The following is a 15,964-nucleotide window of genomic DNA, read 5'->3' as shown; positions in this document are numbered from 1 at the left end:
GCCCGCAGCCACGGCCCGCGGCCGCTGCCGCCGCGGCGCGGCCTGCGGCGCCGCCGGCCGAGCCGCGCCCGGCCGCCTCCCCGCCCGCGCCCTCGGCCGCCGCCGCCGCGATCGCCACGCCCTTCGGGGACGCAATGTTCCGCTGGCGTTGCACGAGCGGCCTGCTCGATCGTTTGGGGGAAGCGCCGGACTGGCCGCTGCGGCGCGTGGCGGGGCTGTGCCTGTGCATGGCGGACCGTCTGCGTGAAGACGGGCCGCGGGAGATGCCGTTGCCCGGCGCCGACCTGCCGCGCGCGCTGGCGGAAGCCGAGGCGCGGCTCTGCCGGCGGGGGTAGGGCGATCCTATTCCGCCGGCGCGGCCGCCGTGCCGAGGCCGGGGGCGACCGGCGGCGCGAAGACCGGCGCGCCGGCCGCGAGCCCGGGCAGCCGCGCGGCGAAGCTTTCGGACCGGCGGCCGGCGAGCAGCCCCGACAGGCGCGGCAGCGTCGGCCCGCGGTTCAGCCACAGCATCAGGCTCGCCAGCCGGCTGGCATCCGCGCGCCGTTCCAGCGCCGCGGCCTCGTCCAGGTCGTAGGGGTGGCAGTACGACCAGAGCGCGCCTTCCGCCCCGCGCTGGTCCGCCGCCCAGCGCCGCACCAGCGACCGCAGCCGCCAGGGCGGCAGCCAGCGCAGGTACATCCCGCCGAGGAAGGGCAGGTGCCAGGGCCCGAAGCGCGCCACCGGCACCGGCAGTTCCAGAAGCCCGCAGGGCCAGCGGAAGGGTTGCCGCGGCGCGCCCGGCCAGCCGGCGAGCGGATTCCAGGCCGGCAGGACCGAGCTGGAATAGGCGAAGCCGAGCTCTGCCAGCACCTCCGGCGCCCAGGCGGCGGCGGGGGTAAGGGAGAAATAGGGTGCGCGGAAGCCGACCGGCGCCGCCCCGGTCAGCTGGCCGAGCCGGTCCCGCGCCACGACCATGCCGGCGCGGAAGCGCGCCGGGCCTTCCTCCGCGAGGTGCCGATGGGCATGGCCGTGGGAGGCGACCTCGTGCCCCGCCCGCGCGATATCCTTCACCAGGCCGGGATCGGTGCGCGCGACCTCGTCCAGCACGAAGAATGTGCCGTGCGCGCCGGCCTCGGCGAGAAGGGCCAGCAGGCGCCGCGTTTCCCCGCCGGCCCGGTCGGCGCCGTGCGGTTCCACGTCCACGGTGAAGGTGAACAGGCCGGGCAGCGGCGCGAAACGCCGCGCCGCGCGGGCCACCGCGCTTGTTCCGCCGCCTGGGCGTTGATAGGTTCGTGATCCGGGGGCGGGCGACATTGCGGCTGAGGTCGCCAGTCGGGCGCCCGACGTCAAGGCCGGATCGTCCGGCCGGGCGCGGGCGACCCCGGGGCACTGGACGACGGAGCGCTGCGGGAGACCGAGTTTGAGCACCACCCTCTCCTTGGAAGCGGAGTTGGCGCGGCTGATCGTGGAGGCGCTGCACCTGGAAGCGGCACCGGAGGACATTGACCCGGAGGCGCCGTTGTTCGGCGAAGGGCTCGGGCTCGATTCCATCGACGCGCTGGAGATCGCGCTCGCCGTGTCCAAGCGCTACGGTTTCCAGCTGCGGTCGGACGACGAGCGGAACCACCGCATCTTCGCCTCCCTCCGCGCGCTGGCCGCGCATATCGAGAAGCAGCGGACGGCCTGACCCCGATGCGCCCGGCGCCGCGCCTGGCGATCTCCCTCACGCTGTCGGCGGCGTGCCTCGGCGCGAAGGCCATGGGGGCCGAGGGCGCGACGGCGGCGCTGGCGGTCGCGACGGTCGCCTCCTGGCTCGTGCCTTCCCCGCGCGCCCTGCCGATCCTGGCCGGCGCGGCGCTGGCCGGCGCGACGACAGCGCTGCTCGCCGCGCTGCCGGGCGCGACGCGCTTCATGCTCGAAGCGCTGCCGCTGGCGGGCAATCTGATGCTCGCCTGGCATTTCGGCGCGACGCTGCGCCCCGGGCGGGAACCGCTGATCGCGCGCTACACGCGCGCCGATTTCGGCCACATGCCGACCGAACTGGTGGGCTACACGCGGTCCCTGACCATGCTCTGGACTTGGTTCTTCCTCGCCTTCTCGGCCGTGAACGTGGCGACGCTGGCGGGCTTCGGGCCGCCGCCGGGGCCTTCGGCCGTCGCCAATGTCGTGCTGCCGCTGCTGTTCTTCCTGGGCGAACACGCGGTGCGCGCGGCGCGCTTCGGCCATCTCGGCCCGGCGCATCCCTGGCGGACGCTGCGCGCCATCTGGCGCGCCGATGTGCAGCAACCCCATGCCGGCTGACGCGACCCTGCCGCTGACGGGCCGCGCGCTGGGGGAGGTGATCTTCCGCCGCGGCGCGACGCCCGTGACCGCCGCGCGCTTCCTGGCCGAGGTCGCGGCGCTGGCCGCGCGCCTGCCGGATGAAGGCCCGGTGCTGAATTTCTGCGCCGACCGCTACCTCGCCCTGGTCGGCTTCGCCGCGGCGCTGTCGCGCGGGCAGGTGACGCTGCTCTCGGCGGATCGGTCCGCGCCGCGGCTTGCCGACATCGCGCGGCTGCACGGGGCGCGCTACGCGCTGTCGGACACCGATGCGGCGCTGCCGCTGCCGGTGCTGCGCCCCGCGGTCGAACCCGCCGGGGACGGCGCCAACCCGGCCATTCCCGCCGCGGCGATAGCCGCCATCGCCTTCACCTCCGGCAGCACGGGGGAACCACGGCCGCACGCCAAGCCCTGGGGCGCGCTGGTCGCCGGCGCCCGCGCCGCCGCCGAACGCTTCGCCGTCGCACCCGGCACGAGCATCGTCGGCACCATTCCCGCGCAGCACATGTACGGCTTCGAGACGACGCTGATGCTGCCGCTCGTCGCCGCCGGCGCGGCCCATGCGGGGCCGGTCTTCTACCCTTCCGACATCCAGGAGGCGCTGGCCGCCCTGCCGGCGCCGCGCCTGTTGGTGACGACGCCGCTGCAGTTGCGCGCGCTGCTCGGCGCCGGGGTGCCGCTGCCGCCGCTCGCCGGCATCGTCTCCGCCACCGCGCCGCTGGCCGAAAGCCTCGCCGCGGCGGCCGAGGAGACCTTCGGCGCGCCGGTGCTGGAGATCTACGGCGCGACGGAGGCAGGGTCCGTCGCCTCCCGCCGCACCCTCGATGGCGAGGCCTGGGACCCCTATCCCGGCATGCGCTTCACGATCGCCGAGGCGGGGGCGGAGGTCGCGGTGCCCGGCCTCGCCTTGCCCGTGCCGCTGGCGGACACGCTCGAATGGTGCGGGGAAGGCCGCTTCCGCCTGCTCGGCCGGCGGGGGGACATGGTGAAGCTCGCCGGCAAGCGTGCCTCGCTGGCCGGCCTCACGCGCATCCTGACCACGATCGAGGGCGTGGAGGACGGGCTGTTCCTCGCCCCCGACGACATCGACCGCAATCCGCGCGCCCGCCTTGCGGCGGCGGTGGTGGCACCCGGGCGGAGCGCGGAGGAGATCGTCGCGACGTTGCGCGACAAGGTGGAGCCCGCCTTCCTGCCGCGCCCCGTGGTGCTGCTGGATGCCCTGCCGCGCGACGCGCTGGGCAAGGTGAACCGCGCGCGCATCGTCGAACTTGCCTGGCGTCGGCGCGAACCTGCAACGGATGCCCTTCACATCGGCGATGCGGAACCCTAGGTAGCCCGCCCGGGAGGCGGCATCAGGCCCCGGCGGGACAGCCGGGCGCGCGGCTTCGTCCTTTCGCCGTCCGGGAGTGCCCCCATCCTGCCCGCCGAGACCCCCCTGCTGGAGGCGCGCCGCCTCACCCGCCGCTTCGGCGCGCTGGTCGCCAACGATGCCGTCGACCTCGCGGTGAGGGCGGGCGAGGCGCATGCGCTGCTCGGCGAGAACGGCGCCGGCAAGTCCACGCTCGTGAAGATGTTGTATGGCCTGCTGCAGCCGGATGCGGGGGAGGTGTATTGGCGCGGCGCGCCGGCGGCGCTGCCCGACCCGCGCGCCGCCCGCGCGCTCGGCATCGGCATGGTGTTCCAGCACTTCTCCCTGTTCGAGGCGATGAGCGTCGCGGAGAACGTCGCGCTCGCGCTCGATGTGCCGGAACCGCTGCCGCGCGTGGCCGAGCGCCTCGCCGCCGTCTCCCGCGCCTATGGCCTGCCGCTGGAGCCGGGCCGGGAGATCTGGCGGCTGTCGGTGGGCGAGCGCCAGCGCGTCGAGATCGTGCGCTGCCTGATGCAGGACCCGCGGCTGATCATCCTCGACGAGCCGACCTCGGTGCTGACGCCGCAGGAGGCGGAGGGGCTGTTCGGCACGCTCGACCGGCTGCGCACGGAAGGGCGCGCGGTGCTCTACATCTCCCACAAGCTCGAGGAAGTGCGCCGGCTGTGCGAGGCGGCGACGATCCTGCGTGGCGGCCGCGTGGTCGCGGCCTGCGACCCGCGCGCGGAAAGCGCGGCCAGCCTCGCGCGCATGATGGTCGGCGCGGAAGTCGGCGCGGCGCGGCGCGCGGAGGGCGGCGACGATGCCGGGCCGGTGCGGCTTTCCGTCCATGCGCTTAGCCTGCCGCCGGACGAGCCGCATGGCGTTGGGCTGCAGGATGTCTCGCTGGAGCTCCGCGCGGGGGAGGTGCTCGGCATCGCCGGCGTTGCCGGCAACGGGCAGGACGCGCTGTTCGCCGCGCTGTCCGGCGAACGCATCGCGCCGGCGGCCGACCGCATCATCCTCGATGGCGCGGCGGTGGGGCGGGAGGACATTTCGGCGCGGCGCCGGCGTGGTGCGGCCTTCGTGCCGGAGGAGCGGCTCGGCCATGCCGCCGCGCCGCGCTTCCGGCTGTCCGAGAACGCGCTGCTCGCCGGCCATGCGACCGAGGGCTTCGCGCCGGCCGGCTTCATCCGCCGGTCCCGCCTGCTCGGCGTGGTGGACCGCGTCACCGCCGCTTTCGATGTCCGCAAGGGCCCGCGCGACCCGGAGGCGCGGGCGCTGTCGGGGGGCAATCTGCAGAAATTCGTGGTGGGGCGGGAAATCCTGCGCGGCCCGCGCCTGCTGGTGGTCTGCCAGCCGACCTGGGGCGTGGATGCGGGCGCGGCGCAGGTGATCCGCCAGGCGATCCTCGACCTCGCGCGCGGCGGCGCGGCGGTGCTCGTGATCAGCCAGGACCTGGATGAATTGCTGGAGATCACGGACCGCGTCGCGGTGATCTTCCATGGCCGCCTGTCCGCCGCCCTGCCGACCGGCTGGACGACGCGCGAGGAGATCGGCCTGCTGATGGGCGGCGCCACGCCGGCGGAGGCCGCCTGATGCGCCTGGTGCTGGAACAGCGCGCCGAGACCGGGCTCGCGCTGCGGCTGCTCTCCCCGCTCCTGGCGGTCGCCCTGGCGCTGGTCTCCGCGTCGGTGATGTTCGCCGCACTTGGCGCCGACCCGCTGGTCGCGCTGCATGCCTATTTCGTCCTGCCGCTGTCGGATTCCTGGGGGCTGCAGGAAGTCGCCGTGAAGGCGACGCCGTTGGTGCTGATCTCTGTCGGGCTCGCTTTCTGCTACCGCGCCGGGGTGTGGAACATCGGCGCGGAGGGGCAGTTCCTGGTGGGCGCGCTGGGCGGCGCCTGGCTCGCCGTCGCGACGCATGGCGGGGCGCAGGGGCCGTGGCTGTTGCCGGCGATGCTCGCGGCCGGGGCGCTCGGCGGGGCGCTGTTCGCGCTGATCCCGGCGCTGCTGCGCACGCGCTTCGGGGCGAGCGAGATCCTGACCAGCCTCATGCTGGTCTATGTCGCCGAACTGCTGCTCGACTGGCTGGTGCGCGGGCCGTGGCGCGACCCCGCCGGCTTCAACATGCCGCAGACCGTCACCTTCTCCCCCGCCGCGACGCTGCCGCTGCTGGCCGAGGGCGGGCGGGTCAATCTCGGCACGCCGCTGACGCTGCTGGTCGTCGCCGCCGCGGCGCTGGTCGCCGCGCGCACGCTGAAGGGGTTCGAGATCCGGCTGGTCGGCGAAGCCCCGCGCGCCGCGCGCTTCGCCGGCTTCGACGCGAAGCACGTGACCTGGGCGGTCTTCGCCTTCTCGGGCGCACTCGCCGGGCTGGCGGGGATCATGGAGGTCGCGGGCACGCTGCGGCAATTGCAGCCGGGGCTTTCGCCCGGCTACGGCTTCACCGCCATCATCGTGGCCTTCCTCGGCCGGCTGAACCCGATGGGCTGCCTGGTCGCGGGCGTGTTCCTGGCCGTCACCTTCATCGGCGGGGAGAACGCGCAGATCATGCTGCGCCTGCCGCTGGACGCCACGCGCGTCTTCCAGGGCCTGCTGCTGTTCTACGTGCTCGCCTGCGACACGCTGCTGCTCTACCGCGTGCGGCTGCTGCGGAGCGCGGCGGCATGACGCTGCTCGAAGCCATCCTGCTGACGGTCATCACCGCCTCCACCCCGCTGCTCATCGCCGCGATCGGGGAACTGGTCGCCGAACGCGCGGGCGTGCTGAACCTCGGCGTCGAGGGGATGATGATCATGGGGGCGGCGGCCGGCATCGCCGTCGCCATCACCACCGGGTCGAGCGCGGCGGGCGTCGCGGCCGCGATCCTCGCGGGCATGGCGCTGGCCGCGATCTTCGGGCTGCTGGTGCTGGGGCTGGCCACCAACCAGGTGGCGGCGGGGCTGGCGCTGGCGATCTTCGGGCTCGGGCTGTCGGGCGTGGTGGGCGCACCCTTCGTCGGCGTGCCGCGGGACGGGATCGGCAAGATCGCGGTGCCGTTCCTGTCGGACATTCCCTTCCTGGGCCCGGTGCTGTTCCGGCAGGATCCCTTCGTCTACGCCTCCTTCGCCCTTGTCGTCGGCGTCGCTTGGTTCCTCGGCCGGACTCGGGCGGGGCTGGTGCTGCGCGCCTGCGGGGAGAGCGCGGCGGCGGCGCATGCGCTGGGCTTCAAGGTGCTGCGCATCCGCTTCCTCGCGCTGCTGTTCGGCGGCGCCTGCGCGGGGCTGGCGGGGGCCTATCTCTCGCTCGTGCTGACGCCCTTCTGGACCAGCGGCATGACGAGCGGGCGCGGCTGGATCGCGCTCGCCATCGTCGTCTTCGCATCGTGGCTGCCCTGGCGTGCCGTGGCGGGGGCCTACCTGTTCGGCGGCGTGACCATCCTGCAGCTGCACGCGCAGGGCGCGGGCGTCCCGGTGCCGCCGCAGGCGATGGCCGCACTCCCCTATCTCATCACCATCCTGGCGCTGGTGCTGATCATGCGCGCGCGGGGCGGCGGCAGCGCCGCGCCCGCCGCGCTCGGCACGCCCTTCGTGCCGGACCGTTGATCCAGGCCATGCGCGGGGGCATCTCGACCATCGCAATCCCACCAGAAGGAGGCTTCATCCCATGACCATCACCCGCCGCCGGACCATGCAGGGCGCGGCCGCGCTCGCCGGCGCCGCCGCGCTGCCCGCCGCCGCCCAGGCGCAGTCGCGGCTCAATGTCGGCTTCATCCTGATCGGCCCGGTGGGCGATTTCGGCTGGTCCACCATGCACGATGTCGGCCGCCGCCGGATGCTCGAGGTGCTGGGCGACCGCGTGACCGCGACGCAGGTCGAAAGCGTCGCCCCGCCCGATTTCGACCGCGTGGCGAACCAGCTCGCGCGCACCGGCTCGCGGCTGATCTTCACGACGTCCTTCTCCTATTTCCAGCCGACGGTGCGCGTCGCGCCGACGCTGCCCAACGTGATGTTCGAGAACGCGACGGGCACCAGCACGCTGCCGAACCTGTCGCTGTACAACGCCCGCTTCTACGAAGGGCGCTACGTCCAGGGCGTGATCGCGGCGCGCAAGTCGCGCTCGAAGACCATCGGCTACATCGCCTCCTTCCCCGTGCCGGAAGTGATCCACGCCATCAACACCGTGATGCGCGGCGCCTGGTCGGTGGATCCGCAGATGAAGATCCGCGTCGTCTGGGTCTCCGCCTGGTTCAACCCGGCGCGCGAGGCCGATGCGGCGCGCGCGCTGATCGACCAGGGCTGCGACGTCATCTGCCAGCACACCGACAGCCCCGCGCCGCTGCAGCTCGCGAACGAGCGCGGCGTCTTCGGCTTCGGCCAGGCCTCGGACATGACGCGCTTCGCGCCACGCGCGCATCTGACCAGCAACGTCAACAACTGGGGCGACTACTATGTCGAGCGCGCCCGCGCGATGCTCGACGGCACCTGGCGGCCGGGCGATGTCTGGGGCGGGCTGAACTCGGGCATGTTCCGGCTGGTCCCGTTCACCAACATGTCGCCGGAGGAAACCGCCGAGGCCGAGCGCATCCGCGACGCCATCGCCGCCGGCACCCTGCATCCCTTCGAGGGCCCGATCGTCCGCCAGGACGGCACCGAGGTGATCCCCGCCGGCCAGCGGCTGACGGACGACCAGATCCGCGCGCAGAACTACTTCTACCGCGGCATCGACGTCGCGATGCCGTAAGGCCCTTGCCGGGCGGGCGCCGGCCGTGCTGAAGCGCGGCCCATGTCCGCCCGGCACGAGGCCATCGTCAGCATCCCGCCCGACCATCCGAGCCTGCCCGGCCATTTCCCGGGCCGGCCGGTCGTGCCGGGCGTGCTGCTGCTCGATGCCGTCATCGCCGCGGCGCGGGGGGCCTTCGCGCTCGGCCCGCCCGCCGGCCTGCCGCGCGCGAAGTTCGCCGCGCCGGTCCTGCCTGGGGAAGCGGTGCGGATGGTGCTGACCCTTTCCGATGGCGGACGCCTCGCCTTCGCCTGCCATGTCGGGGACCGCGTGGTCGCCTCGGGCGAGGCGCGCTTCCCCGCATGACCGCCACCGCCGCCTGGGCGCGCACGCCCGAGCGCGGCAGCCAGCTTGTCCTGCGGCTGATGGCGCGGATCGCGCTCGGCCTCGGCTGGCATGTCGGCCATGCGCTGCTGCATCCGATCACGTTGTTCTACCTGGCCACCTCCCCCGCCGCGCAGAAGCGCGCGGCGAGGCGCTACCTCACGCGCGCGCTTGGCCGCGAGGCGCGGTGGCGGGACCTGTGGCGGCTGTATTTCTGCTTCGCCTCCACCATGCTCGACCGCGTCTTCCTGCTGACGGGGCGGACCGGGGGCTACGACGTCCAGGTCACGGGGCTCGACACGCTGCGCGATGCCGCGGTGCGCGGGCAGGGGCTGGTGCTGCTCGGCGCCCATATGGGGTCCTTCGAGGCGCTTCGGGCCATCGGCGGCGCCGGCGCGCCGGTCGAGGTGCGAATGCTGATGCACACCGATCGGGGCGGCGCTTCCGACGCGCTGTTCGACAGCCTCGACCCGACCCGCGCCGCCGCGGTCATCCCACTCGGCCGGCCGGATTCGATGCTGGCGGCGAGCGAGGTGCTGGAGCGCGGCGGCGTCATCGGCCTGCTCGCCGACCGCGCGGCGCGGGGGGAGAGGATGCTGCGCGTGCCCTTCCTGGGGGCGGAGGCGTCCTTCCCCGGCGGGCCCATGGCGCTGGCCGCGGTGCTGAAGGCGCCGGTCGTGCTCGGCTTCGGGCTGTGGCTCGGCCCCAGGCGCTATGTCCTGCGCTTCGAACCCTTCGCCGGCGCGGTCGCCCTGCCGCGGGCGGATCGCGAGGCCGCGCTGCGCGACTGGACGGCGCGCTACGCCGCGCGGCTCGGCGAGGTCTGCCGCGACCATCCGTACAACTGGTTCAACTTCTTCGATTTCTGGGACGAAGCGCCGGAAGGCGGCGCGGGATCGGGTGGCGAAGCCTGACCCTGTCCGCCGCGGTCAGCCTCGTTCTTGCGCCGGAGCGCGGTGCAGGGCCGTGTCGATGTTCAGGTAGCTCAGCACCATCTGCAGGACGATCTCGATGGGCGTCACGACCTGCCGGGGCGATTCATCCGTCGCCCGGAACCAATTCACGATGCCCCGCGCCACTTCCGGATCAAGCGCATCAATATTCCATGCCGGGGGCCAGATATCGCTGCTGATACGCGCCGTACGGGATCCATAGGTCATTTCAACCAAACCATGGTTCATCGTAACGGTTAGTCCTGGGTATTTCATATGATGTCGCATTCAAAAAATCTTATGGTCGATAGAATTCAGATACACATCAAATACCAATGCACGGCGTGCATAATTCTGTGGCCAGACATGCAGGTTGCCGGGGGCCGTCCGGGCCGTCGGCGCGCGCCGCGCCCCCCGTCGCGTTGCCATCGACGCGCCCGCTGGGGCAGACAGGCCTTCCATGCCGCTTCCCGATGAGACCGGCGCCGCGCCGCGCCTGCCGCGCCGCCTTCTGCTCCTCGGCCTCGCGGCCCAGGCGCCGGATCCGCTGGCCGCCATCCTGGCGCCGCTCGCCGCCGTGCGCGAAAGCCGCGCCACCTTCGTCGAGGAGAAGGAGCTGCCGGAACTCGAGCGACCCTTGCTCTCGCGCGGCCTGCTCGCCTGGCGCGCGCCGGACCGGCTGGAAAAGCACACCATCGAGCCCGTGGAGGAACGCTTCCTGCTGGAAGGCGAGGTGCTGACGATCGAACGCCGCGGGGAACGCCGCCAGGTCGCGCTCGATGCCGCGCCCGAGATCCGCCCGCTGGTCGAGGCCGTGCGCGCGACGCTGGCCGGGGATGCGGCGACGCTGCGCGCGCATCATCGCGTCGCGGCGAGCGGCGGGCCGGCGCGCTGGCGGATCGAGCTGACGCCGCTCTCCCCCCGCGTGCGCGCCGCGGTGCAGCGCATCGTGCTGGAAGGCGAAGGCGCGGCGATCCTGCTGGTGGAAACCCAGGGGCGGGACGGGCGCGGCAGCATGCGCATCAGCCCGGCGCGATGAGGCGCCTCCTCCCGCTGCTGCTGGCGCTCGCGCTGCTCGCCGCGGCCTTCGCCGGCGCCTCCCGCCTCGTGACGCTGCGCGGGGACATCGCCGACTTCCTCCCCGCGCCGGCCACGCCCGAAGCGGCCTTCCTGCTCGGCGAGCTGCGCTCCGGTGCGGCGACCACGCTGCTGATCGCGGGGATCGAGGGCGCGGCGGCGGAAGACCTCGCGCGCGTGTCGCGCGCCATGGGGGACGCGCTCGCCGCCGATGCGCGCTTCACGCTGGTCGCGAACGGCGCGCCGCGCCTGGCGGAGGAGGAGGTGGCGCTCCTGATGGCCCACCGCTACGCCCTGTCCCCCGCCGCGGATGCCTTCACCGAGCCGGCGCTGCGCGCGGCGCTGGAAGGCGTGCTGGACGGGCTGCGCTCCTCGGCCGAACCGCTGGTCCGCCGCTTCGCCTTCGCCGACCCGACCGGCGCCTTCCTTGGCCTGCTGCGCGGCTGGGCGGACGGCGCCGCGGTGCGCACCGCGCATGGCGTGTGGATGGCGGACGGCCCGCGCGCGCTCATCCTGCTGCAATCCCGCGCGGCGGGGCTGGACACGGATGCGCAGGGCGCGACGGCCGATGCGGTGCGCGCCGCCTTCGCCGCCGCCGCGCCACCCGACGGCGCGCGTCTGCTGCTCTCCGGCCCCGGCATCTTCGCGGCGGAGGCGGCGGCGACGGTGCGGGCGGATGTGAAGCTCGTCTCGACGCTGTCCTTCCTTCTGGTCGGCGCCTTCCTGTTCTGGCGCTACCGTTCCCCGCTGATGCTCGCGGTGGTCGCCCTGCCGCTGGCGGTCGGCACGCTGGCCGGGCTGATCGTCGTGGATGCCGTGTTCGGCCATGTGCATGGCGCAGCGCTCGGCTTCGGGATGACGATGCTCGGCGTCGCCGACGACTATCCGATCCTGCTGGTGACCAACCGCGCGCCGGGGGAGAGCCTGCGCGACGCGGCGCGGCGGCTCTGGCCCACGCTGCGCCTGGCGGTCGCCGCGGCGGTCGCGGGGCTCCTGCCGATGCTGGCCTCGGGCTTTCCGGGCCTCGCGCAGCTTGGCCTGTTCGCCGCGACGGGGCTGGTCGGCGCCGCGCTCGCGACGCGCTTCGCGCTGCCGGCGCTGCTGCCCGAAGGCCTCGCGGTCCGCCCGCTGCCGGAGCGGCTGGCGCATGCGCTGCTGCGCCTGCCGGCGCGGCGCGGCCTCGTGCTCGGCGCGCTGGTGCTGGTCGCCGCGGCGCTCGTGGCCACCGGCGGGCCGCGGCTGGAACGCGACCTCGCCGCGCTGAGCCCGGTGCCGGAACCGGTGCGGATGCTGGATGGCCAATTGCGCGCGCAGGTCGGCGCGCCGGATGTCCGCACCGTGCTGGCGCTGGCGGCGCCGGATGCCGAGGCGGCGCTGCAGGCGGCCGAACGCGCGGTGGCGGCGCTGCGCGCGGCCGGCATCGCGGGTGCCATCGACCACCCCGCGCGCTGGCTGCCGAGTGCCGCGACGCAGCGCGCGCGCCTCGCCGCGCTGCCGGACGATGCGACGCTCGCCGCCCGCCTCGCCGCCGCGCGCGACGGCCTGCCCTTCCGCGCGACCGCCTTCGACCCCTTCCTGCGCGAGGTGGCGGAGGCCCGCGCCCACGCGCCGCTGGCGCCGGCCGACCTCGCCGCCACGCCGCTGCTCGCCGCGCGCCTGGCGCCGCTGCTGCGGCGGGATGGCGAGGGCTGGCGCGCCCTGCTGCTGCCGGCCGAGGCCATCGACCCAGCCGCGCTGCGCGCCGCCGCCGCGACCGTGCCGGGGCTGATGGTGGTCGACATCAAGGCGGAGACCGAGGCATTGCTCGCGGACGGGATCGCGACGGCGCTGCGTTGGGGGGCGGTGGGCGGCGCGCTCGTGCTGCTGCTGCTCGGCGCCGGGCGTGGCCTCATGGGCGGGCTGCGCATCGCGGCCGCGCTCGCCGGCGCGCTGCTGCTGACCTTCGCCGCGCTTGCTGCGATGGGCGAACGAATCACCGTGTTCCACCTGACCGCGGCGCTCTTGCTGGCCGGCGTCGGGCTGGACTATGCCTTGTTCATGTCGCGTTCCGGGGTGGAGGAAGGCACGGACGATGCGGCCCGCGCGCTCGGTTCCATCCTCACCTGCATGCTCACCACGCTGCTGACCTTCGGCCTGCTCGCGCTTTGCCGCACGCCCGTGCTGCACGCGACGGGGCTGACCGTCTGCCTCGGCGTCGCCAGCGCCTTCCTGCTCGCCTGCACCCTGGCGCCGCGACGGGACGCGCCCAGGTGAGCCGCATGTTCCCGCTCGCCATCCGCGCCATCACGGCGACCTCGGCCATGGGCACCGGGCGCGCGGCGACGGCGGCGGCGCTGCGCGACCGGCGCGGCGGCCTCGCGCCCTGCGACCTGGCCGGCATGCCGGGCGGCGTCTGGATCGGCCGGGTGCGGGACGCCGAGGCGGTCGAACCGCCCGCGCCGCTGGCGGCCTTCGCCTGCCGCAACACGCGCCTCGCCGAACTCGCGCTGCGCCAGGACGGCTTCCTGGCGGCGGTGGAGGCGGCGCGGGCGCGGCACGGCGCGGCGCGCATCGCCGTGGTGCTCGGCACCTCCACCTCCGGCATCGAGGAGACGGAGCGCGCCTGGGCGCGGCGCGGGCCGGACGGCGCGCTGCCGGCCTACGACTTCGAGCGCACGCACGACCTGCACGCGCTGCCGCGCTACGTGCGCGCGCGGCTGCGGCTGTCCGGCCCCTGCGTGTCGATCTCCACCGCCTGCACCTCGGGCGCGCGCGCCTTCCTCGACGCCGCGGCGATGATCGCGGCGGGGCTGGTCGATGCCGCCGTGGTGGGGGGCGCGGACACGCTCTGCCGGCTGACGCTGCACGGCTTCGGCTCGCTCGAACTGCTCGCGAAGGGCCCGACGCGCCCCTGCGCCGAGGACCGCGACGGGATCAGCATCGGGGAGGCCGCGGCCTTCGCGCTGCTGGAACGCGCCGGGCCGGGCGATGCGGGCGGGATCGGGCTGCTCGGCGCCGGCGCGTCGTCGGACGGGCACCACATGTCCTCTCCCCATCCGGACGGGCATGGCGCGGTCGCGGCGATGCGCGGGGCGCTCGACAGCGCCGGGCTCCGGCCGGAGGCGATCGGCTACGTCAACATGCACGGCACCGGCACGCGGGCGAACGACGCGATGGAGGACCGCGCCATCGCGGCCCTGTTCGGCGCCGCCGTGCCCTGTTCCTCCACCAAGGGATGGAGCGGGCATACGCTCGGCGCCTCGGGCGCGCTGGAAGCCGCCATCGCGGCGATCTGCGTCGAGGACGGGCTGGTGCCCGGCTGCCTCGGCGTCGATCGCCCCGACCCGGCCTTCGCATCCGGCATCGCGGTGGCGAACCGCGCCGCCCGGATCGACCGCGTGCTGTCGAATTCCTTCGGCTTCGGCGGCAGCAATTGCGCGCTGGTGATCGGGCGCCTGCCGTGACGCTGTCGGTCGGGGTGGCGGGCATCGGCCTGCTCGGGCCGGGCTTCGCGGGCTGGGCCGCGGCGCGCGCCGCGCTGGCCGGCGCCGCGCCCTTCGAGCCCGCGCCGGTGGCCATTCCCCCGCCCGCGCTGCTGCCGCCGACGGAACGCCGCCGCACCGGGCCTTCCGTGCGGCTCGCGATCGCCGTCGCGACGGAAGCGGTGCAGGAGAGCGGCATCCCGCCCGAGGAACTCGACACGGTCTTCGCCAGCTCGAACGGGGAGGGCCAGGTGATCGCCGGCATCCTCGAGGCGCTGCACGCGGCCGATGGCGCGATCTCCCCCACCCAGTTCCACAATTCGGTGCACAACGCCGCGGCCGGATATTGGGGGATCGCGGTGGGATCGTCGCGGCCGTCCGTCAGCCTCGGCGGGCATGACCAGGTCTTCGCCACGGGGCTGATGCAGGCGGCGGTGCAGGTGGTGGCGGGCGGCGCGCCGGTGCTTTTCGTCGCGCATGACGTGCCGCTGCCGCCGCCGCTCGACGCGATGCGCGCGACCGCGGCGCCCTTCGCCGCGGCCCTGGTGCTGACGCCGCAGCGCGGTGCGCATGGGCTGCTGCGGCTTGCATACCATGCCGGCACGGCGGAGGAGCCGCCGCTGCCCGAGGCGATGGCCGCCCTGCGCGCCGCGAATCCGGTGGCGCGCGCGCTGCCGCTTCTCGCCGCGCTCGCCCGCGGGCAGGCCGCGTCGCTGTGCCTGGCGCTGCTCGAGGATTCGCACCTCGCGGTCGAGGCGGCACCGTGACCGCGCTGCCCGCGACGCGCGCGGCCATCGCGCGGCTGGTCCCGCACCAGGGCGCCATGTGCCTGCTCGAACAGGTGGAATCCTGCGACGCCGTCACGATCGCCTGCACGTCCGGCACCCATCGCGACCCGGCCAATCCGCTGCGCCGCGACGGCATGCTGCCGGCCGCCTGCGGGCTGGAATACGCGCTGCAGGCGATGGCGCTGCACGGCGCGTTGACGTCAGGCGGCGCGCAGGGGCCGGGCTTCCTCGCCGCGCTGGCGGGGGTGGAGATGGCGGCGGAGCGGCTGGACGACGTCGCGGGGCCGCTGGCGGTGCGGGCCGAGGCGCTGGCGCAGGAAAGCCGCGGCTTCATCTACCGCTTCGAGGTTACGGGCGGCGGGCGCGCGCTGCTGTCCGGCCGCGCGACGATCCTGCTGGCATGAGCGCGCACCCGAAGCGCCTCGGCGTGCTGCTGGAATCGGGCGGGCATGCGCGCGCGCACTACGCACTGGTGGTCGCCGCCGGCGCGGCGGCGCTGGGGCGGGAGGTGACGCTGTTCGCGACCAACCTCGGCTGCCTGCTGCTCGCCGAGCCCTGCCCGCTGCTGGCCGATGCGCGGGAAGCGGCGATCGCCGGGCGCGGCGTGGCCGGCATCGGCACATTGCTGGCGGCCTGCGCCGAGATGGGCGTGCGGCGCATCGCCTGCGAGGCCGGGCTGAAGGCCGAAGGGCTGGCGGGGATGGCGCTGGCCCCCGGGGTGGAGGTGGCGGGCATCGCGACCTTCCTGGACGCGGTGGGCGACGGCCCGATCGTCACGCTTTAGCGGCGATGCTTGACCCGACCTCGGGCGAAGGGGGAGACAGGTCGCCATGATCCGTCCCCGTCGTTCCGGAGTCGCGCTCGTCGCGCTGCTCGCCGCGGGCCCCGCGCTGGGGCAGTCCGCGCCGGGCAGCCTGCCGCCGCCGCAGCCGCGTTCGGGCGCGCCGACGCAGGCTGCGCCCCCGGCTGCCGCCCC

General features: G+C 74.7%; 18 protein-coding genes. 16 read left to right on the top strand and 2 right to left on the bottom strand.

Annotated features, from left to right (window positions below):
* Window positions 1–335, top strand: a 335-nt coding sequence (locus tag J5Y09_RS23660; protein WP_209354315.1) for a hypothetical protein, incomplete at its 5' end; no start/stop codon positions are given.
* A 7-nt stretch (window positions 336–342) separates the two neighbouring features.
* Here J5Y09_RS23660 and J5Y09_RS23655 read toward each other — a convergent pair.
* Window positions 343–1,236 (bottom strand): DUF3473 domain-containing protein, encoded by an 894-nt coding sequence (locus tag J5Y09_RS23655; RefSeq protein WP_209354314.1) that lies wholly within the window; start codon window positions 1,234–1,236, stop codon window positions 343–345.
* 163 nt (window positions 1,237–1,399) lie between these two features.
* Here J5Y09_RS23655 and J5Y09_RS23650 point away from each other — a divergent pair, with 163 nt between their 5' ends.
* The 9 genes from J5Y09_RS23650 (at window position 1,400) to J5Y09_RS23610 (ending at window position 9,644) form a co-directional block, all read left to right on the top strand.
* Entirely contained in the window at window positions 1,400–1,666 is a 267-nt protein-coding gene (locus J5Y09_RS23650; protein ID WP_209354313.1) for a phosphopantetheine-binding protein, read from the top strand.
* Between the two features lie 5 nt (window positions 1,667–1,671).
* Window positions 1,672–2,280: a COG4648 family protein gene (locus tag J5Y09_RS23645; protein WP_209354312.1), complete on the top strand. Its 609-nt coding sequence runs from the start codon at window positions 1,672–1,674 to the stop codon at window positions 2,278–2,280.
* A complete protein-coding gene (locus J5Y09_RS23640) occupies window positions 2,270–3,628 on the top strand; it encodes an AMP-binding protein (protein WP_209354311.1) in 1,359 nt (452 codons plus the stop codon). The genes J5Y09_RS23645 and J5Y09_RS23640 overlap by 11 nt, the downstream gene beginning before the upstream one ends.
* An 84-nt stretch (window positions 3,629–3,712) precedes the next feature.
* Window positions 3,713–5,242 (top strand): ABC transporter ATP-binding protein, encoded by a 1,530-nt coding sequence (locus J5Y09_RS23635; protein WP_342451538.1) that lies wholly within the window; start codon window positions 3,713–3,715, stop codon window positions 5,240–5,242.
* Window positions 5,242–6,315: an ABC transporter permease gene (locus J5Y09_RS23630; protein ID WP_209354310.1), complete on the top strand. Its 1,074-nt coding sequence runs from the start codon at window positions 5,242–5,244 to the stop codon at window positions 6,313–6,315. Before J5Y09_RS23635 ends, J5Y09_RS23630 begins: the two co-directional genes overlap by 1 nt.
* The gene (locus J5Y09_RS23625; protein ID WP_209354309.1) at window positions 6,312–7,229 is read left to right on the top strand and encodes an ABC transporter permease; all 918 of its coding nucleotides are present in this window, start codon (window positions 6,312–6,314) and stop codon (window positions 7,227–7,229) included. The genes J5Y09_RS23630 and J5Y09_RS23625 overlap by 4 nt, the downstream gene beginning before the upstream one ends.
* 61 nt (window positions 7,230–7,290) lie before the next feature.
* On the top strand, window positions 7,291–8,367 hold the full coding sequence (locus J5Y09_RS23620) for a BMP family ABC transporter substrate-binding protein (RefSeq protein ID WP_245217392.1): 1,077 nt from the start codon (window positions 7,291–7,293) through the stop codon (window positions 8,365–8,367).
* 42 nt (window positions 8,368–8,409) lie between these two features.
* A complete protein-coding gene (locus J5Y09_RS23615; protein WP_209354308.1) occupies window positions 8,410–8,712 on the top strand; it encodes a 3-hydroxyacyl-ACP dehydratase FabZ family protein in 303 nt (100 codons plus the stop codon).
* Entirely contained in the window at window positions 8,709–9,644 is a 936-nt protein-coding gene (locus tag J5Y09_RS23610) for a lysophospholipid acyltransferase family protein (protein WP_209354307.1), read from the top strand. Before J5Y09_RS23615 ends, J5Y09_RS23610 begins: the two co-directional genes overlap by 4 nt.
* A 15-nt stretch (window positions 9,645–9,659) precedes the next feature.
* On the opposite strand, the gene J5Y09_RS23605 is transcribed toward J5Y09_RS23610, so the two are convergent.
* Window positions 9,660–9,911 (bottom strand): hypothetical protein, encoded by a 252-nt coding sequence (locus J5Y09_RS23605; RefSeq protein ID WP_209354306.1) that lies wholly within the window; start codon window positions 9,909–9,911, stop codon window positions 9,660–9,662.
* 211 nt (window positions 9,912–10,122) lie between these two features.
* On the opposite strand from J5Y09_RS23605, the gene J5Y09_RS23600 reads away from it, so the two are divergent.
* Genes J5Y09_RS23600 through J5Y09_RS23575 form a run of 6 tightly spaced genes read left to right on the top strand, consistent with a single transcriptional unit; the run spans window position 10,123 to window position 15,772 of the window.
* Window positions 10,123–10,701, top strand: coding sequence for a LolA-related protein (locus J5Y09_RS23600; protein WP_209354305.1), 579 nt, complete (start codon window positions 10,123–10,125; stop codon window positions 10,699–10,701).
* Window positions 10,698–12,992 carry an MMPL family transporter gene (locus tag J5Y09_RS23595; RefSeq protein ID WP_209354304.1) on the top strand — a complete coding sequence of 765 codons (2,295 nt, stop codon included), beginning with the start codon at window positions 10,698–10,700 and terminating at the stop codon, window positions 12,990–12,992. Before J5Y09_RS23600 ends, J5Y09_RS23595 begins: the two co-directional genes overlap by 4 nt.
* 5 nt (window positions 12,993–12,997) lie before the next feature.
* Window positions 12,998–14,182 (top strand): beta-ketoacyl-ACP synthase, encoded by a 1,185-nt coding sequence (locus J5Y09_RS23590; protein WP_209354316.1) that lies wholly within the window; start codon window positions 12,998–13,000, stop codon window positions 14,180–14,182.
* Window positions 14,179–14,967: a beta-ketoacyl synthase chain length factor gene (locus J5Y09_RS23585; protein ID WP_209354303.1), complete on the top strand. Its 789-nt coding sequence runs from the start codon at window positions 14,179–14,181 to the stop codon at window positions 14,965–14,967. Before J5Y09_RS23590 ends, J5Y09_RS23585 begins: the two co-directional genes overlap by 4 nt.
* Window positions 14,964–15,392 (top strand): hotdog family protein, encoded by a 429-nt coding sequence (locus J5Y09_RS23580; protein ID WP_209354302.1) that lies wholly within the window; start codon window positions 14,964–14,966, stop codon window positions 15,390–15,392. The genes J5Y09_RS23585 and J5Y09_RS23580 overlap by 4 nt, the downstream gene beginning before the upstream one ends.
* Window positions 15,389–15,772: a DsrE family protein gene (locus tag J5Y09_RS23575; RefSeq protein WP_209354301.1), complete on the top strand. Its 384-nt coding sequence runs from the start codon at window positions 15,389–15,391 to the stop codon at window positions 15,770–15,772. The genes J5Y09_RS23580 and J5Y09_RS23575 overlap by 4 nt, the downstream gene beginning before the upstream one ends.
* The last annotated feature ends 192 nt before the right edge of the window (window positions 15,773–15,964 follow it).

Origin of the sequence: Roseomonas nitratireducens, from assembly GCF_017813355.1 — a bacterium.
Classification (GTDB): Bacteria; Pseudomonadota; Alphaproteobacteria; order Acetobacterales; family Acetobacteraceae; genus Neoroseomonas; species Neoroseomonas nitratireducens.
Note: the sequence above shows the minus strand (reverse complement) of the source record. Positions and strands in the feature narration are given on the sequence as shown.